General features: G+C 46.5%; 20 protein-coding genes and 1 pseudogene. 19 read left to right on the top strand and 2 right to left on the bottom strand.

Annotated features, from left to right (window positions below; all coding sequences use genetic code 11):
• Position 1 precedes the first annotated feature (1 nt).
• The 6 genes from SB752_RS00220 (at position 2) to SB752_RS00195 (ending at position 3675) form a co-directional block, all read left to right on the top strand.
• The gene (locus tag SB752_RS00220; RefSeq protein ID WP_049741197.1) at positions 2–289 is read left to right on the top strand and encodes a BMC domain-containing protein; all 288 of its coding nucleotides are present in this window, start codon (positions 2–4) and stop codon (positions 287–289) included.
• Between the two features lie 11 nt (positions 290–300).
• Positions 301–1086 carry a phosphate propanoyltransferase gene (gene pduL / locus SB752_RS00215; RefSeq protein ID WP_410713756.1) on the top strand — a complete coding sequence of 262 codons (786 nt, stop codon included), beginning with the start codon at positions 301–303 and terminating at the stop codon, positions 1084–1086.
• 4 nt (positions 1087–1090) lie between these two features.
• Positions 1091–1894, top strand: a complete 804-nt coding sequence (locus SB752_RS00210; RefSeq protein WP_410713755.1) for a hypothetical protein — start codon at positions 1091–1093, stop codon at positions 1892–1894.
• 12 nt (positions 1895–1906) lie between these two features.
• Positions 1907–2182: a EutN/CcmL family microcompartment protein gene (locus SB752_RS00205; RefSeq protein ID WP_103104588.1), complete on the top strand. Its 276-nt coding sequence runs from the start codon at positions 1907–1909 to the stop codon at positions 2180–2182.
• Positions 2183–2249: 67 nt separating this feature from the next.
• Complete coding sequence (locus SB752_RS00200; RefSeq protein WP_410713754.1) at positions 2250–3116, top strand: EamA family transporter; 867 nt, start codon at positions 2250–2252, stop codon at positions 3114–3116.
• A gap of 160 nt (positions 3117–3276) precedes the next feature.
• On the top strand, positions 3277–3675 hold the full coding sequence (locus SB752_RS00195) for a DUF1259 domain-containing protein (protein WP_410713753.1): 399 nt from the start codon (positions 3277–3279) through the stop codon (positions 3673–3675).
• 59 nt (positions 3676–3734) lie between these two features.
• On the opposite strand, the gene SB752_RS00190 is transcribed toward SB752_RS00195, so the two are convergent.
• Entirely contained in the window at positions 3735–4568 is an 834-nt protein-coding gene (locus tag SB752_RS00190; RefSeq protein WP_410713752.1) for a DUF92 domain-containing protein, read from the bottom strand.
• Between the two features lie 274 nt (positions 4569–4842).
• On the opposite strand from SB752_RS00190, the gene SB752_RS00185 reads away from it, so the two are divergent.
• The 7 genes and pseudogenes from SB752_RS00185 (at position 4843) to SB752_RS00155 (ending at position 10811) form a co-directional block, all read left to right on the top strand.
• A complete protein-coding gene (locus tag SB752_RS00185) occupies positions 4843–5583 on the top strand; it encodes a GNAT family N-acetyltransferase (RefSeq protein ID WP_410713751.1) in 741 nt (246 codons plus the stop codon).
• A 271-nt stretch (positions 5584–5854) separates the two neighbouring features.
• Positions 5855–6682 carry a MerR family transcriptional regulator gene (locus tag SB752_RS00180; RefSeq protein ID WP_410713750.1) on the top strand — a complete coding sequence of 276 codons (828 nt, stop codon included), beginning with the start codon at positions 5855–5857 and terminating at the stop codon, positions 6680–6682.
• A complete protein-coding gene (locus SB752_RS00175; RefSeq protein ID WP_410713749.1) occupies positions 6679–7881 on the top strand; it encodes an MFS transporter in 1203 nt (400 codons plus the stop codon). Before SB752_RS00180 ends, SB752_RS00175 begins: the two co-directional genes overlap by 4 nt.
• Positions 7882–8126: 245 nt before the next feature.
• On the top strand, positions 8127–8702 hold the full coding sequence (locus SB752_RS00170; protein WP_410713748.1) for a LysE family translocator: 576 nt from the start codon (positions 8127–8129) through the stop codon (positions 8700–8702).
• A 25-nt stretch (positions 8703–8727) separates the two neighbouring features.
• A complete protein-coding gene (locus SB752_RS00165; protein ID WP_410713747.1) occupies positions 8728–9540 on the top strand; it encodes an AraC family transcriptional regulator in 813 nt (270 codons plus the stop codon).
• A pseudogene (locus tag SB752_RS00160) lies at positions 9518–9892 on the top strand (hotdog domain-containing protein). The gene SB752_RS00165 and the pseudogene SB752_RS00160 overlap by 23 nt, the downstream one beginning before the upstream one ends.
• Positions 9893–10286: 394 nt before the next feature.
• On the top strand, positions 10287–10811 hold the full coding sequence (locus tag SB752_RS00155; RefSeq protein WP_410713746.1) for a GrpB family protein: 525 nt from the start codon (positions 10287–10289) through the stop codon (positions 10809–10811).
• 79 nt (positions 10812–10890) lie between these two features.
• Here the strand turns inward: SB752_RS00155 and SB752_RS00150 are convergent, their stop codons facing one another.
• Positions 10891–12084, bottom strand: coding sequence for a saccharopine dehydrogenase family protein (locus SB752_RS00150; protein WP_410713745.1), 1194 nt, complete (start codon positions 12082–12084; stop codon positions 10891–10893).
• A 450-nt stretch (positions 12085–12534) separates the two neighbouring features.
• Between SB752_RS00150 and SB752_RS00145 the strand changes: the two genes are divergently transcribed.
• From SB752_RS00145 to SB752_RS00120, 6 genes are all read left to right on the top strand, one after another.
• A complete protein-coding gene (locus SB752_RS00145) occupies positions 12535–13017 on the top strand; it encodes an MgtC/SapB family protein (RefSeq protein WP_410714252.1) in 483 nt (160 codons plus the stop codon).
• A 211-nt stretch (positions 13018–13228) separates the two neighbouring features.
• The gene (locus SB752_RS00140) at positions 13229–15331 is read left to right on the top strand and encodes a sensor histidine kinase (RefSeq protein ID WP_410713744.1); all 2103 of its coding nucleotides are present in this window, start codon (positions 13229–13231) and stop codon (positions 15329–15331) included.
• Entirely contained in the window at positions 15332–15949 is a 618-nt protein-coding gene (locus SB752_RS00135; protein ID WP_410713743.1) for a response regulator, read from the top strand.
• A 110-nt stretch (positions 15950–16059) separates the two neighbouring features.
• Positions 16060–17172, top strand: coding sequence for an aminopeptidase (locus SB752_RS00130; protein ID WP_410713742.1), 1113 nt, complete (start codon positions 16060–16062; stop codon positions 17170–17172).
• Between the two features lie 550 nt (positions 17173–17722).
• Positions 17723–19063: an MFS transporter gene (locus tag SB752_RS00125; RefSeq protein ID WP_410713741.1), complete on the top strand. Its 1341-nt coding sequence runs from the start codon at positions 17723–17725 to the stop codon at positions 19061–19063.
• Between the two features lie 39 nt (positions 19064–19102).
• A complete protein-coding gene (locus tag SB752_RS00120) occupies positions 19103–20317 on the top strand; it encodes a M20 family metallopeptidase (RefSeq protein WP_410713740.1) in 1215 nt (404 codons plus the stop codon).
• Positions 20318–20346: the final 29 nt, after the last annotated feature.

Genomic DNA, 20346 nt, shown 5'->3' with positions numbered 1-20346 from the left:
GATGGCAGGAGAATGGGCAGCACTCGGCATGGTGGAAACAAAAGGCTTGATTGGTGCAGTAGAAGCAGCTGACGCTATGGTAAAAGCGGCAAACGTCAAGCTGATCGGGAAGGTACATGTAGGAGGCGGGCTTGTGACCGTCATGGTCCGCGGAGACGTTGGTGCGGTCAAAGCATCGACGGATGCAGGCGCAGAAGCAGCGCAAAAGGTGGGGGAGCTGAAATCTGTGCATGTCATTCCGCGACCACATTCTGATATCGAGCTGATCCTTCCGAAGCTGGAAGGGTAAATCACTAGCTTATGGCCGTCATTACAGAAACAACATTACGGGCCATGCTGCGAACAGGGGTCCCCAATCCCTTTCTGGTTCGTGCAGAGGACAAATTTACCCCGGCTGCAACTGATTTTCTAAAGGGGAGAGGGATTCGCGTAGAAGTGTTGGAAGCAGACAGCGCTTATTCTGACGGGAGAGAGAATGGGGCAGGGCAGACCATTCCGGTAGGGGTATCCAACCGCCATATCCATTTGGCCCCAGAGGATGTAGAAAAGCTGTTTGGCGCAGGCTACAATCTGACTCATCTGCGTCCACTCTCCCAGCCGGGGCAGTTTGCCGCGACAGAAACAGTGACTCTGCTAGGACCAAAAGGCTTGATAAAAGGTGTGCGGATACTGGGTCCGGCACGGGGAGTAAGCCAGGTGGAGATCTCCAGGTCGGATGGCTTCTCGCTCGGGGTTCATCCGCCGGTCAGAATGTCGGGTTCTTTGGAGGGGACACCAGGTATCACGCTGATTGGTCCAGCCGGATGCGTCGTTCTGGAGACTGGTGTTATCGTGGCAAAAAGCCATATGCACATGTCTGATGCGGATGCTAGGGCCTTTCACGTCCAGGAGGGTGACAGCCTGATGCTGCAATCTGTCGGGGAGCGGCCCCTTATTTTCCCAGATGTGACTGTGCGCGTCAGCCCGCGGTATGCGCTGGATTTTCATATGGATCTCGATGAGGCCAATGCGGCAGGGCTCAAAACAGGTGACCAGGTACGCTTGTTTGGGAAAAATGGCAAGCTTTTTACCTCGGCAGGGAGGTGATAGAATGGACGTCAGGCAAATGATAGAGTCGATTACGCGGGAAATTTTGCAGTCAATGAAGCCAGAAACGGTGCAGGAGAGCCAGGAAAAATGGTTGTATATCTTTTGTGACAGCAAGGCGCACGAGTCGTTTGAGGACCAGTTTATCGCCTTGCAAAACAACGGGATCTGCCATGACCTTTTATTTCTGGACGGGGAAACGTCCTCGTGGCTCGGGATGCATCGCATCGAATGTGGAGGGGCAGGCAAGATCATCACTGCGGATGAATTCGCTCCTGTTCCTTTGGAAGTGCCCAAAGAGTATGACGGTGTCATCATTCCGGAAATCGATTTGGATAATGCAGCCCGCATAGCAGCAGGTCTGAAAGGTACAATCAAGGCGGAGATCGTCTTTTCAGCGCTTGTGTTAGGAAAACCCGTTCTCGTAAGTAGGGATGTACCGGGAATCAAGCGAGCAGACCGGCGGACGCTAAAAACGTTAACACTTCCGAAGCCGTATCAGCAGCTCTTTTTGCGGCATGTGCATGACATGAAGGAGCTGGGGGTAGAGTTTTACCCGCAAAAAGGGCTTGCTGATGCTGTCATACGTAAGAGCAGGGCAAAAAAGCAGCAAGAGACAGCGGGCTCATCGGGCGGAGTCGTGGGGGCGCGACCAGCCCAATCAGCCAAGCTTCTGACTGCTGAGTGGGTCAATGCGCAAGCAGAATTTCCGGATGCGGGGCTTGTCCTGAGACAGGGGACCATTCTCTCTCCGCTGGCAAAGGATATGCTGAAGGAAAAAGGAATCGCGATCCACTACGAACGGTAAAGGGGGAGCGCCATGTTTTTGGGAAAAGTGATCGGCAGTGTCTGGTCCACACAAAAAGAGGATGGCATGGAGAATCTAAAGCTATTGGTTGTCCAGCCGATTGACTGGAACGAAAAGGAAGGTGGACACACGGTGATTGCAGCAGACCGCATCGGGGCGGGCTTTGGCGAAAAGGTCATCGTTTCGAGCGGCACTCCTGCGCGGATCATTTTTCACAACAAGATGGTCCCCATCGACGCCGTCATTGTTGGGATCGTGGATTCTTATGAAGTAACGCAAGAAGAATAGACAGGCGATAGGTGTGGTCAATTCAGACTGCACCTTTTGCCATTTACAAAAAGAGAGCTGGGAGAGTATGTCCACCACCATTTTGCTGATTCTGTTATTTGCAGCGGTATGCCATGCGATTTGGAATGCCCTGTCCAAGAAAATTGAAGAGCGCGACGCCTTTTTTACCCTGATTTTAGGGGCTTCTGTTATCTTGTATTTTCCACTTGCTGTCTATTTGTGGCAAACCTCATCGTTTCCGCCTGGTGCGATCAAATGGCTGTTGCTTAGCACTTGCTCGGAGGTTTTGTATTTTGTAGCTTTAGGTAAGGCTTATCAGACGAATAATTTGAGCTATGCGTATCCGATTTTGCGCGGTACAGCTCCTATCGTGACGACAATCATAAGCACACTGTTCATCGGCACGGCGATTGCCTGGACTGGTTTTGTTGGCATTTTAGTAATTGTAGCGGGTGTTGTCTTCATGAACCAGCGCACCTTTTCGTTTCGAGAGCTCAGTCATATCGTCAAGGATTGGGGCAATATGAAGTGGGTGTTTTTAGCGGGTAGCTTTTCAGCGTGCAGCAGCATAGTCGATGGCATGGGAGCATCCATGATGTCGGGTCTGCTGTTTAAATACTTCGTGTTCTTCGGAATGTTTGCAGGAAAGTGGATGATTGACCGCAGAGCAGAGATAAAGGTATCCTATGTGGCGCTGATCAAACGCTATCCGTGGCATACATTGGCGGGAGGACTCTTCGTTTTCGTCTCCAATTCGCTGGCTGTGTACGCCATGCAAACGACGCCGGTTACCTATGTCGCCTCTGTGCGAGAAATCAGCATCGTGTTTGCGACCATTATTGGGGTGATCTGGCTCAAGGAAAAGGTCGGGGTCATCAAATGGGTGTCCATCGGGATGATTTTGGCTGGGGTCGTGATTATTAAGCTGAGTTAGTCGGCGAAGATCAGCAAATGGGATTTGATAGCCCAAAAAAGCAGTGGTAGTCTAGGACATTATTTTTCGTCCTAGGTTGCGGCTGTTTACTAGGCGGAAAGCCGTTTCAACCCTGTTTCGTTTCTCATACGATACAAGAATACAGGGGAGGTAAGCTTCTATGGCAAATAACCGAACGCTTTGTGAGCAATTTTCAAAGATACTCAGGGGCAGGTCAAGTTTTGCTGGCGGAAAGTGCGTAGCAACCATAAGCAGAGATGAAATAAAAGCAATCATTTTAGGGAAAAGATTTCGAGTAACGTCTTCTTTTTCATTCGAATCCGTGAATAGTAAAACAGGCAGAGGACTTTGTCTGGCGCGAGCAGCATTCTTGCAAAAAGAAGTGAATCGATTTATTTCGGCCATAAGAAAACAAGGGATAAAGGTGTCCTCAGTTCGTAACGAATGGCTCTTCGATCAGCCGCGATTGATCTATATAAATATAGAAGCTGTTGATCAACCTCTCGCTTTTGCTAGAAAAGTCAGGCGAGCATTGGATGCGATTGGCCGCTTCTCTTAAAAACCGGAAGGACTCGTAAGCGTACAGCGTTACGAAGTCATTCCGGTTTTTTTTGCCTGTCAGGCTAAACCGAGTACCAGTGCCAGCAAGACTACTGATACGCCTCCTGCAAGTGAGCCTGTAACATTGACGGCATCGTTGTTCCAGCCGGAGCGGCCACGTATCCGCATGGCTGGCATTCCACAATGACGGGCTTGCTCGATTTCACGACCGCAGGTGCCACAACGGTACATTTGCTGCCAAGTCGCACCGATCCACGAATCGGTCAGCGACCCAATAATGCCTGCCAGGCCGGCTAATCCAATCCAAGCTGCTGGTCTGAGTGCCGTCGCGACCGCATCTGGTGCTGAGTGGCTGGACACCGAGAGCAGCAGCCACGCTACGGCACCGATAAAAAGGCCCCCTGCCAGCGATGCGCCCATGCCGAGGACAGAAACTCCTCCGGACGTGCCAGGAAGAACGCGCTGCCCCGTTTTGATTGACCTCGGCGGCGTCCGGCTCAAGCCGCCGATTTCTGTTGCCCAGGTATCGGCTGTGACTGCAGCCATAACACCGAGGAAGGCGTACCACCAAAGCGGATGTGGAAACGCCCAATTTATCGTACATAACAGCAGCCCTAGTCCACCGTTCGCGAGTACCTGGCCGGCATCGCGCCTCCCGGTTTTCTCATAACCACTCTCTGCCTCTTCCTGTGCATGCTTTTTCCACTTGGACAAAAGACTCGACGAGATAAAAAAGGCGATGAGGGATCCAAACCAGACTGCGCTTCCGAGCGCGTACATCACTGTGCCCAGTATCATCGCTGCTAAAAAACCGGAGCCGGACAGCGACCGCTTTATATATGCCGCCCCTGCAATACCGGTACTGCAGGCAAGACCTATTAACCACTCCACCGCACTATGCCCCCTTCACTTGGACCTATTATATCGCAATCCAATAGGCTTTCGAAAAAGATTAAGCTGTGCTCAAAAAATGAGCGAGGGATTTTGGATAGGATGTTGCCATCTGAGCTTCTATGAAAATGATGAAAGTATAATTATGGATTTTTGTGATACAATTGAAAATGAAATGAAACTTTTGGAAAATGGTTCACTTCTAGAGGAAAGGAAATGACTATCTATGACACTGCTACGTACACTGTCCCCAAAGCATTCAGGCGACAAAGGTATGGAATATAACCTTTTTACATTGAAAGAGAATCCTGAAATGGCTAGTGATTTTGACGCTATGAATGAGGCGGGCTGGCCAACGTTTATGTTATATGATGAAGTGGCGATCCAGTATTATTCTCAGGTGGTAGAGATCTTCCCACAATTCCAATTTTGTATCGCAGATGAAAACGGGACTGTAATGGCTTGCTGTAATTCTGTACCGTTTTATTGGGATGGTACTGAGGAGGGAATGCCAGCCGGTTGGGATCACGTATTTATGAAGAGCATAGAGGATTACCATCAGGGAAGAGTGCCAAACACGGTATCTGCTCTTGCTATCGTGATTCATCCCTCTTATCGTGGGAAGGGAATCAGCGGCATTATGCTAGACGCATTAAAAGGTTTAGTGAAAAGTCACTCGATCGAACAGCTGGTTGCACCGGTAAGACCTTCTTCGAAATCGAAATACCCGTTGATTCCCATGGACAAATACGTGCATTGGCAAAATGAAAAAGGAGATTCATTTGATCCATGGATACGGACTCATTTGCGAGCCGGGGCTAAAATAGTCAAGCTTGCTCCAGAATCTATGAAAATTAACGGAACGGTTGCAGACTGGGAAAGCTGGTCAAATATGAAGTTTCCTGAGTCAGGGACTTATATTGTGCCAGGTGCACTGGTTCCAGTTACCATCGATGTGGAGAAGAATGAAGGGCGTTATGTTGAACCCAATGTTTGGATACAGCATTTCCTTTAATTTTTTCAAATCGTAATCTACTATTTTTGAACAGAAGATCAGTAGGGCGCTAGTTTGCAATCATTTGGATTGCATGACTAGCGCCTATTCTTATCGGTTTGAATACACGCCACCAATCATCGCGAATACAAGCCAATTTTTTAACAATCAACGCCCCCGCTTGTTTGCTTGCACAGGATGCCTGTACCTTCGAGAAATAGAGCTCTTGACTTTACACTTAACTGGAGAGTATACAATTTAAACGACAAAATCAGAAGGGAAGGTAAAAGCAATGTTTAAAATCAGCGAATTCTCCAAGCTGAGCCGTATTCCGCTGCAAACTCTACGTTACTACGATCAGATCGGACTCTTAAAGCCTGCCAAGACCGACGAATCAAGTGGTTATCGGTACTACTCTGCGGAACAACTGCTCAAGATCAATCGAATTGTGATTTTTAAGGAATTGGGATTCACGTTGCAGCAAATCTCGGAGCTATTTCAAGAAGATATATCAGCTGAACAGATTCGCGGTATGCTGAAGCTCAAAGAGAGTGAGATCGAGCGCCAGTTAAATATCGAACTCGCCAAGCTTTCCCGGATAAAAGAACGAATGCAGCTTGTAGAATGTGAGGGAAAGATGGATAAAGAACAAGAAATCGTAGTGAAGCGCGTTGAAGTCGTGCAGATGGTTACTTACGCTTCCACGGGCACGGTTGATGATATCCCAAATCTTTTCGATATCTTCGATGGTCTGCTTGATAGCCGAATCCGATCTGCCTTATCTGGCCCGCGAACGGTGTTATGGAACGTATCCAGCAGCACGGCCCATGAGTTTGAGCTTGAGGCCGGTTATGTCGTGAAATCAGAAGCCCTCAGGCTGCCCGAGCCTCTTCGTTTCCGTTCCCTACCCTCAGTGACGATGGCCACGATGTTATTCCGTTCGGATTCGGTATATTCAGAGACGGCATGCTTAAACCTTGCTGAATGGATTGAGCAGCAAGGTTTTCGTATACGAGGCGACCACTCCGGTAGAGAATTCTATGTTCCACTACCTGGAAATCCGGGTGTTAATCTCATCGAAATCCAAATTCCTATTGAAGCTAATGAGGGACATTCATGAACAATAAATGGGTCGTTTATTCGCTTTCACTGGCGGTGTTTCTAATTGGTACGATTGAATATATAATAAGCGGAATTCTTCATATCGCAGCAGCAGATCTTGGGATTACGACATCTACCGCAGGGACGCTCGTCACGGCGTTTGCGCTTGCCGCTGCGATTGGCTCCCCCGTTGTGATCGCCACAACCATCCGGGTGGACCGAAGAAAAATACTATTTATCATGCTCGGCATTTTTATTTTAAGCAGCATCCTGGTCTATTTTAGTCCCTCGTTTGAGATGATGCTAATGACACGAATCATCCAGGGGCTCAGCGGAGGGGCAGCCACAGTCATTGCAATGGCCGTCGCAACGCGCTTGGTTGAAGAGCGGAGTCGAGGTCGTGCAATCGGCACAATTTTAATGGGATTAAGCAGTTCACTTGTTTTAGGCGTACCAGTCGGCACATTATTAAGCGAAGCGCTAGGGTGGAGAACCTTATTTGTTATCGTTGGGTTGCTGACGGTAATTCCGCTGCTTGTGGTCTACTTCAGAGTCCCTTCTATTCCTGAGCAGAGAGCTATTACGCTCGGAATGCAGCTGTCGATTTTAAAAGATAAAAAGATTGTGCTGGCGGTTGGCATTACGCTTTTCTATATAGGAGGATACTCTGCACTGTTTACGTATATTTCGCCATTCTTGCAATCGAATGCGGAACTATCTGCGACGGCGCTTTCCGGAATTCTGCTGCTTTCAGGGATTTGCAGTTTTGCCGGCTCCAAAATCGGAGGAGTCGCAGCGGATACGAAAGGGTCCAAGTTCACAATCTATGCCGGACTGTCTCTCCAAGCTGGAACCCTGTTGCTGCTGATCTGGTTAGACGGCTTGATCTATGCTGTTATCCCGTTGATCATGATATGGATGGCCGCCACATGGATGACCTCCCCGGCACAGCAGTTATATTTGGTTACCCTGGTGCCCCAGTCGCCGGATATTGCTTTAAGCGTAAATACTTCGTTTATCCAATTTGGCTTCGCCATTGGCTCGGGAATAGGGGGATTGATGATCAGCAGCTCCTCAATAGACAATCTAGGCTGGGCAGGATTTGCATTGGTTGTGCTGGCGCTCCTACTAGCAGCGTGGTTGTTCGCTTACGATAAAAAAACCGGACACGCAGCGAGTAACAAAGACAGCGAAAGCCGAAGAGTCTGTACCGAATAAAAATTCTCCAATAAATCTCTGTGTATGCGTCAAATATCTCTACTCAGGAATGCGGCGGTCTATAACTTTATTTACTCTTCCTAGACTGCCGCAATAGCCTCAAGAATTGCGTGGAACTTACACCCTAAACCTAAATCACCTGAATTTGTAACGTGAGCCCTATAGAAGCATCGTGCAATAATGTACTATATGCCCTTTCTTTTAAAGATGTAGATTATATGAGAATACTTGAAAGGAGTCTTCTCATGAATACGACATCTTTGTTACTATACTGTTTTATTGTTACATTTACACCAGGGCCTACTAACATCGTCATTTTATCCACAGTGAATAATTTGGGAACAAAAAAGGCAATGGAATATACGTATGGAGCAACGATTGCCTTTGGATTATTACTTGTCATTTCTGCTTTTCTGAATACGTTGCTCATAACGATAGTACCGAAAATAGTAATTGTTATGCAGATAATCGGAAGCATTTATATACTTTATCTCGCTTATCAAATTTATAAAATGGATACGTCAGAATCATCTGTAAACCAAACGGGTACCTTTATGTCAGGCTTTCTTATGCAGTTTCTAAATCCAAAAGTGGTACTATTCACAATGACTGTACTTCCTAGTTATGTGATCCCCTACTACAGTGAAATGCCTGCGGTGACAGTAAGTGTTATAGCGATAACGATCATTGGATTTTTAGCATTTGTTACATGGGTACTTTTCGGTACAATCTTCAAAGGGTTTTTACAGAAGCATAAAAAGACGGTTAATGTAATGATGGCATTGCTTTTAGCTTTTTCTGCCATAATGATTTGGATGTAAGGTAGTTAATGAGGAGGTGAGAGAGATGGACAAGTTTATCTATAAAAAGTCTGCAGGTGTTACTGCGCTGTCAGCGAGTATGACTGATTTTACGTATAAAAAGCACTCGCATAAAGAGTATGCATTAGGTGTTACGCTTCGTGGTATTCAAGAGTATAACCTGGATGGGAGTTTACAGTTATCCTATCAAAATGGGGTTATGCTTTTTAATCCAGAGCAGACTCATGACGGAATGGCGCATGATGAGACAGGTCTTGATTATGTTATGTTATATATTGATCCACAATTGTTTTTAGAGATTAGTGAGAAAAAGGAAATCGTCCGGTTTTCAACACCTATTGTGTATGATGATAGACTTGGACAAAAAATAGTAAATCTTTCTCATGCAATATTAAGCGAAAAAGATGAGGCTTTGTGCAATGAATTACTCGTATCTCTTACGGATAGCCTTGTTCAAACGAATCTATTTTCAGAATATAAAAAAGATGCCCCTCTCATGAGAAAAGCAAAGGATATGCTTCATGCCAACCTAGATATCGTACTTAAGCTTGACGAGGTATGTAAAGAGCTGCATTTATCAAAATTTCAGTTTATCAGGTTGTTCAAGGCTCATACTGGAATTTCACCATACCAATACTTTCTTAATTGCAAGATAGAACGTGCAAAGCAGTTAATCGAACAAAATCGAGATATATATGCGGCTGTAGCAGAATGTGGCTTTAGTGATTTAACCCATTTGAACAAGCACTTCAAAAGAGTATATGGAACAACGGCATTTGAATATATGTCACATGTAAATGCGGGAGGAGATAAATATGTCATTAAGAGCAGGAGATAAAATAAAGTTTGAACGAACTTTTACAGTGGAAGATGTTCAATTGTTCACGCAGGTTTCATGTGATGAAGGGGCTCATCATGTTACCCCAGATGAACAAGGAAGGCTGGTTATTCAGGGGCTGCTAACTGCTACATTGCCGACAAAGGTAGGAGGCGATCATAACGTGCTCGCCCGTACTATGAATTTTGAGTTTTTAAGACCAGTGTTTACCGGGGATACGATTATTTGTTAAGTAACAATAGAAAGATTCGAAAAGCAAGATAACAGGACATCTATTGCAGCAGCTTTTTTGTGTATCAATCAGAAGCAGAAGGAAGTCCTGAAAGGGAATTTCGCTGGAGTAACCCTATAGGTCATACATCTCGTCAACGGACCCTTAGGAAATGGTAAAATGGTGAGAAGTTGTGATGTATGTGAGGAGGTTTTTATGTTCCGTAATAAAAAATATTGGCGTTTACTCCCTCCTTTTTTGGTAATTGCAATAATATTGGCAATTTGGTTACCACCTAAGCTAAAACCGATTGCAGTTCTTGTCATATTAGTTTTTTGGGCAGTATATTACCTTTGGGTTCATTTCGAAAAAACGAATAATTCAAAGAAATAATGATAATTTCACACACTAGTCTGGATGCACAATACTATCCTGTCTAATTCTTTTCCGTTGACACCGCTTCCTCACTTTTATAGGATGATCTAATGCCCAAAATTTGATCGTAAAAGATCACATACTAGAGGAGGGTAGTTAAATGAATGTTGTGGTTACGGAGTACAACAAGGACTGGAAGAAAAAGTTTAACGAGGAAGCTCAAAAAATCAAGGATATCTTTTGTGATGAATTAATCGACATCCATCATATCGGAAGCACTTCCGTTCCAGGATTAAAAGCCAAGCCAATCATTGATATCATGCCAGAGGTAAAAGATATTGAAAAAGTGGATTCATTTAACGATCGGATGGAAGACATTGGTTATGAATGTATGGGCGAGCTCGGCATGAACGGAAGAAGGTATTTCCGAAAAGGCGGGGATAATCGCACACATCAGGTCCATGTGTTTCAATGGGTTAACAAGGAAGATATTGATCGCCAATTAGAGGTAAGAGATTACCTCCGGATGCATCAGAATTACGAAAATCGGTATGGAGATTTAAAAGAAAGCCTCGCCACACAGTTCCCAAAGAACATAGAAGCCTATATGGACGGGAAAGATGCATTTGTGAAAGAGCTAGAGAAGAACGCACTACAATGGTCCAAAGGATGTAAAGAACGTTAACTTAGCTATAGAAAAAGTCGTTTTCCCAGTATGCGGAAGACGACTTTTTCTTCTACCTTGCTGACAGGTGTAAAGCTATTTATCTAGCCATTTGCACCGATTCATCTTCCGTATCGAGCTGCGTAATCTCCTCGTGCATGAAAATTCCTCGTTTTTCTAACTGTGCAAACACCTCTGCCGGTTCAAATGCTTCCTCAGGAATGAGCACACCCGTCTTTTTCACCATGCCTTTGGCAATCATTTCTGTCGCAACAGCCATCGGAATCCCTACATTTCGTGTATACGCCCGCAGCTTTTCCCAGCCCTCCACCGATCCATCAGACGCCGGGTGAGTATGGTACAGGACATGCTGTACGCGTCGGCCGTCCTTAGTACCGATCACCTCGACATGCAAGGAATAGCCATACAGCTCCGTTTCCTGTCCTTCCTTTGAATGGAATAAGTATTCACTGATGCAATCTAGCACACCAATTTCTTTGCCATTCACAGTAATTTTGTCATTTCGCATGAAGCCCCAATCGTAGAGGGCACGTACGAGCTGCATGTTTTTGGCTGGCCACGTTCCGCGCACCTCAATCAGCCTAACCCCTTTGTCAGCGAGAGCAGTCGCCAACGTTTTCGTTTCTGCGTGCGGAATAATGTATTGGATTGTTTTTCCGTATGGTTCTGGCAATTGGATTTCACGCGGTCTGGCAAAAGGAGGAACTTGAACAAACTCACCGTTTTCATAGACGACACGACCAGGCAGGAGGGGATCATATTCATACGTAGTTGTTTCCGTGATGGAACGGGAAAAAGCGATCGGACGGAAAGCGCCGTGGCTGACGCGAACGGATTCGATTGTATCCAGTTGATTGGCAGCATGCATGGCCATCATTTGGGTAACTCCAGGAGTCATACCAAAGCCGGGAACGCAGGTCTTGCCGTTTTTCTTGAAAATCTCGTCAGATGCTTCTTCAGCACCAAAGCCATTTAAGTTGATTCCGTGGCAGCCTGCTTCCGCGATGCAAGCTGTAGAAAGTCCATTTAATGTAATAGTCGTACCATCCATAACGATATCATAGCCACGCATTTTGCTTACCGAATCCTCGTGGTCACGCACGTTTATCTGTACGAAATCAACACGCGGATCGTTCAGCGCTTCGACGATTTTTCTGCCTTCCTCCTCATTAAAATCAGCTACTGTAATCTTTTCAAAGCTGGAGTACTGCACCAAATCAAGAATAGACTCCCGGCAAATTCGACCTGCACCGCCCAAGCAAAGAACTTTCATGCGTATTCCTCCTAAGATTAGAATTTTATTTTCTGAATATTTGCTCTGTACGATTTTGAGTATAACATAGCGTTTGGGTTTTGTGTTGTTTTTGTTTGGTATTTTTTGTGTGTTTTATTTGTTTACCGTTGTTTTTGTTTTACAAACAAATAAACACACAAAAATAACAACAAAATAAACTCATAACAAATTAAAACAACATAAATAGTGTGGGAGGTGGTATAATAGATATAAAATTATGAATATTATAATTTTAAAGGGGTGGTCGTAAATAAAGCGCCTATCAAACATTCATCGTAGTGAAAGTGTTCTTGTTTCGGCCTTTGGAGGGGAGTAGCTTCACCCGTACAACAGGTCTATTTTACGCATTCGCACATATCATTTCTCTATCGCTAAAAGAGGGTGAATCACTTGGAATCTCTGCACGTATTTTATGAACAGCATGTCATCATGAATCTGGAGATGTATTTGCGCGTAGTTATTAGCGCTGTACTAGGGATGTTCATTGGCTGGGATCGCTCACACAGAAACAAGCCAGCCGGGTTAAAGACATATATGTATGTCTCAGTGGCTTGTACGTTGATTACGCTTGTTTCGATATACAGCACAAAGCTGTACAGCTCCCCGAATAGCGGGACGATGATGGACCCGATGCGTTTGGCTGCACAGATTGTTACAGGCCTTGGCTTTTTGGGAGCAGGGGTCATTCTGAAGGATGGCTTGCAAGTAAAAGGGCTGACGTCTGCGGCTATGATCTTTTTCGCCGGGGGCATCGGGATCGGGATCGGGGCGGGATTTTATGGCATCGTCATCTTCTCTGTGATCGTGGCATTTGCGCTTGCCCGTGTCAGCCAGCGCTTCGAGGATGTCCAGCAGAGGAGGTCAGACAGTAGTGAAAAAACGAGCGCGGTCAAAAAGCAAGAGGTTGGATAGCAAGGAAAAAGCGGTGTGAGCACAGGCTCAGCGTCGCTTTTTTTGTTCGCTCGCAATGCGATGCTTCCGATAGGCTGCAAGATGAGAGGTCACTTGATCTCGCATCTTTTTTATTTTGTAGCAATATCCTCAATGGGTCTTTATTCCGTAGTCTTTTCGAACTATGCTAAAGAGAGCAAATCATCGTTCAAACAGGGAGGGCAGGCAGCCAATGATCAAGAAAATAATCATTTTCGCCTTTCTGATAGCCTCCATGCTAACCTTTGTTGCCCAGGCAATGGCTTATGTCGAGCAGCCAGTCGCCAGGCAAGGCGTTATCGATTTGCGCGCGGTTAACTGGGACGAGCAGCAGTTCGTACCTTTAAATGGCGAGTGGACTTTTTATTGGAACCAGCTGCAGACCCCAGCCACTATACGAGAACAAGCAAGATCCGCTCAGTCTAGCTACAAGCAAGTCCCGTCTACCTGGAAGGGCGGGGCGGCGATTCATCAATCTTACCCCAATCATGGCTACGCTACCTATCGTCTCCTGCTTCAACTGCGAGATGAAGATGTACATAAACGCTTTGCGATCTACTTGCCAAGTGTCGCTACTGCCTATCAACTATGGATCAATGGCGAGCTAATGGAGAAAAACGGCGTTGTTGGCACGAGCAGAGAGCAGATGGTCCCCAAAAATTATGCCAAGCTCATCCCCTTTCAATCCGATCGTTCCCAGGTAGAGTTGGTTGTCCAAGTCTCAAATTTCGTTCAGCGAAAAGGCGGATTGTGGGAGTCTATCACATTCGGACCCGTTGAAGAAATCATGCTGGAGCGCGATACAAAGGTCCTCTATGAAAGTCTGATTGCCGGCTGCTTGTTTCTGATGGGAATCTATCATTTTGTGTTGTACTTGGCGAGAAAAAGAGAGAAATCAGGTCTCTACTTTTCTGGTATGAGTATCGGTATCAGTATCCGGCTACTTTTTTTGGGCGAGACTCTCGCTGTACGCTATTTCCCGCAAATTCCGTGGGAGATCGGGGTCAAGCTGGAGTACCTTTGCGCCTCGGGAAGTATGATGTTTCTTGCTTTGTTCGTTCAATCGCAATACCCTCTCGAGTTTAACCGAACCATCCGCAATTGGCTAATTAAGCTCGGTAGTGTGCTCATTCTCTTTATCACGGTTACTCCTGCCTGGATATTCACGGAAGCGATTCTGATTAAAGAAATCTACTTATTGCTCTGCTATTGCTATGTGCTGTACGTCTATGTGCACGCAGTGATTCGAAAAAGGCATGGCTCCCTGCTAAACGGGTTTGGCTTGATGCTCCTTTTTATTGCCTCGATAAACGAAATTTTGTTCTACGCAAACTTGTCTAGCTTTGAAAATGGCGTAGCATTTAGTGTACTCGTTTTTTTGTTTACCCAAATGATCAATCTGTCTATGGCGTTTGCCAGATCATTCGATCAGGTTGAGAGGCTGTCGGAGGAGCTGCGAAAAACCAATGAATCGCTGGAGCAAAAAGTGCAGCAGCGAACACAAGCACTGGAAGGAAAAAACAAGGAGCTGCAAATGATGCAGGAGTCGCGGCGCAGACTCCTTTCCAATATTGCCCATGAGCTAGGGACTCCGCTCACATCGATCCAGGGCTTTATAAAGGCAATGATCGATGGTGTCGTGAAGCCGAATGATCCGAAGTACCTCACCGTGATCTATGAAAAAACAATATATTTACATCAGATTATCAAGGACTTGTTTGAGCTATCCAAAATAGAGTCACGCCAAATTCGCTTCCATTTCCAGCCGATCCCGCTTATCACCTATTTTCATAGTCTGTACGAAAAGCATCTGTTGGACATGGAAAAAAAGGACCTCCATTTTGTCTGGGAGCTGGGCACGAGGATCGTTCCTGATGACAGACTGTGTATCATTGCAGATCCGCTTCGTATCGAGCAGGTAGTGGTCAACCTGCTGACGAATGCGCAACGATATACGCCTGCGGGAGGAACGATCAGTCTGAGGATAGATTCGGAGCTGGGACCAGATGGGATTGGACGAGCCTTCGTGGAAGTAAGGGACACGGGACTGGGAATCGACTCGGAAAATCTTCCTTTTGTGTTCGAGCGATTTTTCAAAGTAAGCGATGCGCGCAAGCTTCGAGCAGGAGGCGGAGTTGGGCTCGGACTGACTATTTCTAAAGAAATCATCCAATATCATCAGGGAGACATTTGGGTAGAAAGCAATTTAGGAGCAGGAAGTACATTTTCGTTTTCTTTGCCAGTCAAGCTGATGCAAACAACTACAGAGCCCATAGAGGAAGGGAGGGTATCGTAAATGGAAGCCCCTATGATATTACTGGTAGAGGATGACGAGATGATCAGGGAGCTGGTGAGGCTTTATTTGGAAGCGAATCATTTCGGGGTTTGGGAGGCTGAGAATATTTGCGAGGCCGTAGCTGCTCTCAAGCAGAAGCAGCCTGATCTGATCGTTCTTGATATAGTATTGCCGGACGGCTCTGGACTCGAGCTGTGCCAGACATTGCGAGAATCAGGCAGTGAAATCCCTCTCCTTTTTTTGAGCTGCAAGGATGATTCAGAAGATATGATTACAGGCCTGGATATGGGTGGGGATGATTATATGACCAAGCCCTTTGATCCGAACATTTTAGTCTCCCGGGTAAAGGCAATTCTGCGCAGACGAGGTGTTCAGGAAAAAAAGGACAGTGCCAAGAGTGCACGGGAAGAGCTGATTGAGCGACTTACCAAACGCGAAATTGAAATGCTGACGTTGATCAAGGCGGGGTGTACAAACCAGGAAATCGCTCTGCACTTTCAAATCTCCATAGGCACAGTCAAAGGCTATAATAATCAACTATTCGGAAAGCTAGGGGCAAAAAATCGCACCCACGCAATTATGCTCGCCAGTGAAATTGGCCTATTACGCGATGCCTGATGCTGCTCACATTCTACTCACAAAAAAGCTTCATTCGATTCGCTCCTTTGATAATCCTCTGACAATCAAAAGCTAAGCTGGATACAAACGAATAAAAGGAGCGAATGGACATGAGGGATGAGCGGCTCGGAAAGATTGCTGACAATTTGATCTCGTACAGCTTGGATGTTCAAGCAGGCGAGCATATCATGATCATGGTGGTGGACGAAGGGGAGCTGTTGGCTGCAGAATTGGTAAAAAAGCTGTATGCCAAAGGGGCATTTCCGCATCTTCGTTTTGTAAGACCAAAGGTTCAGCGTGAATGGATGAAGGGGCTGTCAGATGACCAGCTTGCCCAAATGGTTCAGTGGGAGCAAGAGATGTGGAACGGCATCCACGGGTATATCGGCATTCACGGGGAGACCAACGACAGCGAGATGAAAGATGTGCCGGATGAAAAGAATCGCCTGTATGCGCAGTATTTCCACTCGATCTTTCGGCGTGTGGACAATGATATAAAAGGGATTCGAATCAATTATCCCACGGCAGCATTAGCCCAAAAAGCGAAAATGCCTACAGAGGAGTTTGAGGACTTTTATTACGATGTTTGCTCGTTCGATTATCGCAAAATGTCGATCGCCTGTGAACCACTTTATCAGCTCATGGACCAAACAGAGCATGTACGTATCACAGGTCCGGGTACGGAGCTTCAGTTTTCCATCAAAGGAATCGGCACACAATTAGCAGTCGGCAAGCGGAACATGCCTGATGGGGAAGTGTATACGTCCCCGGTACGAGATTCAATCAATGGGACGATTAGCTATAACGTTGCCAGTCAGTATAAAGGCACGACGTTTGATAACATCAAGCTCACTTTCCGTGAAGGGAAGATCGTGGAAGCGACGGCAAATCATACAGCCAAATTAAATGAGATATTGGATACGGACGAGGGGGCACGCTACATTGGTGAATTTGCAATTGCATTTCATCCATCTATTTTGCATCCGATGGGCGACACTTTGTTTGATGAAAAAATTGCTGGCAGCTTCCATCTCACACCGGGTCAAGCTTATAACAGAGCAGACAATGGAAATCGAAGTACGATTCATTGGGATTTGATCAATATTCAGCGGCCCGATTATGGAGGTGGTGAAATTTGGTTCGATGATGTGCTGATCAGAAAGGACGGATTGTTTGTTCATCCGGCGCTTCTGGGATTAAATCCGCAGCAGCTTCTTCGCTAGTATAAGGAGCTTTGGAGGAGGGCATTAGAGCCCTCCTCCATTTTATTTGAACACCAAAACACCATTACCTTGTTCATGGTCAGAGGGATTTTTTCTACCCCGAACACCCCGCCGAGCAAATAAAGCTTGTTCACTTCCCCTTCCTTTTGCGTGTTTGTTTGTCATAAGCCGAGCTTGTCGCTCGCTTGCGCATTGATCTCCCGCAGCTTTTGGGCAAAGTTATCTTCTTATAGATTTCTATGCATTTCTGCAAAACAACTATGTGTGATTGCATAGACGTTATTCTTTCGTGATATGTGTCTTGAAATGGTATAGCTAGGTAGGCAAGTCAGGTTAGAAACTTATGTAAAAATGCATAGCCTGTTCGATTTGCAAATGGCACCGCCTTTTCCCTGAAAAGTGAGTAATAACCGGAAAAAACGAGTGAATATGGTGATAGCAGCAAGCAAAAGGACAAGCTGGCATGGTATGTGCTCTAGTGATAGGCAGCGTTCTTGAAAGCGCTTTGATATAGAGAGAATGTCCAACATAGGATATAGGGGGCAGAAGGATGAATGCCGTTGTAAAAAAAGGATGGGGTTATCGCCATGTTGTTTTAGTCGTTCTATGGCTGCTTTACATCATCAATTACTTTGATCGGATGGCAGTCTTGACGTTTCTTCCGTTTATTCAGAAAGATCTGGATTTGACTCCGGTTGAGCTGGGGCAGCTCGCTTCGGTCTTTTTCTTCGCTTATTCCCTGGCACAAGTGACGGCAGGATTTCTCGCGGATAAGATCGGTCCGAAGAAAGTCATGAACATTGCCATCATCGTATTTACGGCGATAACTGCTCTGACTGGAGTGGTCAAAACATTCGGTCAATTCCTGGCGCTTCGTATCGGCTTAGGGCTTGGAGAAGGTCATCATTTTGCCCCTGCCTGCCGGACGATCAACAACTGGTTTCCTATGGCTGAGCGTGGGCGATCGGTATCGTTTTTTGCAACCTCCTGGGCAGTTGCCCCTGCGATCGTACCAGTACTCGTCACTTCGTTGTCCTTTTACTTTTTCGGCGGAGAGTGGAGACCAGTCTTTTACGTCCTGGCGGTACCTGGGCTCATCGGGATTTTTGCTCTCTGGTACTTCATCACGAATACCCCAAAAGAAATGCTGGATAAAGGACGTCTGGACAAAACGGAGTACGAGCACATCACCAGTGGAGATGCTGACGTGCAAGCCGAGGCTACTTCTGACAAGGGAACGAAAAAGAAAAACATCAACATCTTTTTGAAGGACGGTTATTTCTACGTCTACACCCTGCTTTTGTTCTGTCAGTTGGCTGTGTATTGGGGAACGACGACATGGCTCACGACTTTCCTGGTGAAGCAGCATGGACTTGATTTGAAGCAAATGGGTTTTTTCGCTTCTGTCCCGTATATCATCGCCTTTTTTGCCATGATGATGGGGGGCTGGCTCATGGATAAAGTTCTGCATCGAATGAAGCCGGTAGCAATTATCGCGTATTTGGGATGTATCCCGGTTCTCTGGATGCTGGGAGCAGTGGAAAAGGGACAGACTGGCATGCTTTTGACAGCCTTGTTGTTGGTTGGTTTTTTCATCAATCTGAACTTTGGAACAGTGTATGCGTACGTTCAAAAGCGTTATCCCCAAGAGGTAGTGGGAAGTGCTACAGGACTGTCCAACGGGATCGGTCAGATGGGATCATTCGTCTCTCCGCTCGTTGCTGGATACTTGGTTAAGGTGGGGGCAGACGGCTCTCAGGATTTCAGCAATGTCTTTGTCTTTTTTGCTATCGCAGCCGCCGTTGCAGCGCTTTGTGCCATCATTTTGAAAGAGCAAAAGGTGAAGGGGAGTACCGATGTCCTAACCGATGACAAGCAGGCAGTGATCTAACAAAAGAAACGTGCAAAGAGAGGGAGAGAGTGGATAATCATGAAAGCTGTTATGACAAACCCGAGAGTGCAAAAAGCAATGGAGCTGATTAACGAGCAGGAGGCAATCGATTTTTTGCGTGACTTGATTGCGATCAATAGCGTCAATCCTCCGGGAGCAGAAGCGGCAGTGGCCGAGGTGATTCAAAGCCATTTGGCGCGTGCTGGATTGAGAGCAGAGGTAGATGAGGTGCTACCTGGACGTAGCAACGTTTTGGCGGAGCTGACAGGCGTGGCTGCTGAAAACAAAGACCAGCGTGTGCTCGTTTTTAGCGGGCATCTGGATACGGTACCGACAGGCAATATCCCATGGAAGCACGATCCATTCGGCGGGGAACGTGTGGGAAACAAGATGTACGGCAGAGGAACGACCGATATGAAGGGCGGCGTAGCAGCGATGGTGCTCGCGATGGAGTATTTGCATCGTGCGGGGATCAAGCTACAGGGAACGCTTCGCTTTGCAGGAACTGCAGGAGAAGAAGTGGATTGTCTGGGGGCAAAAGCGGTTGCTGCCAGGGGACAAGTAGATGATGCCACCGCAATGGTCATCTCAGAGCCTAGCTCCAATCGTCCCTTCATCGCTCACAAGGGGGCACTTTGGTTAGATATCGTCACCTATGGCAAGACAGCACATGGCTCTATGCCGGAGCAAGGCGTAAATGCAATTACAGCAATGGCTCGATTTATCCATGAGCTGGAGTCCTATTCGTTCACGTATGAGCATCACGCTTTGCTCGGAAGTCCAACGATGAATGTCGGGGTCATCCAGGGAGGAGTCAAAACGAACGTGGTTCCCGATCAATGCTCATTGATGCTTGATATTCGCACCGTTCCTGGGCAAGTCCATGCAACGATCGTGGATGAATTAAAGCAGCTGCTGATAAGCGTCTGCGAGCCACTCGGAGCACAATGCGAGATTCGGGTAGCCAATGATTTGCCTGCAGTGACGACGGACGCTCAGCACCCTTTCATTGCCCTTTCCCAAGGGACGATGCAGCATCTGTGGGGAACCGAAGAGCCTGTTAGTGGTGTGAACTATTATACAGATGGATCAATCTACGGGCCGCATTTGCAGGTGCCGATCCTCATTTGTGGACCGGGAGAACCGACACTTGCTCACCAGCCGGATGAATGGATTGACACCGAGCGTTATCTGGATTCGATTCGGTTCTATCTCACACTGGCTGCTGCTTATTTGGGTATCGAGGAACAATAGCTTAGAACAGAAAGAAAATTGAAAAAAAT

It is taken from the genome of Brevibacillus sp. SIMBA_040, from assembly GCF_046535075.1.
Taxonomy (GTDB): Bacteria; Bacillota; Bacilli; order Brevibacillales; family Brevibacillaceae; genus Brevibacillus.
This window is presented reverse-complemented; position numbering and strand designations above follow the sequence as displayed.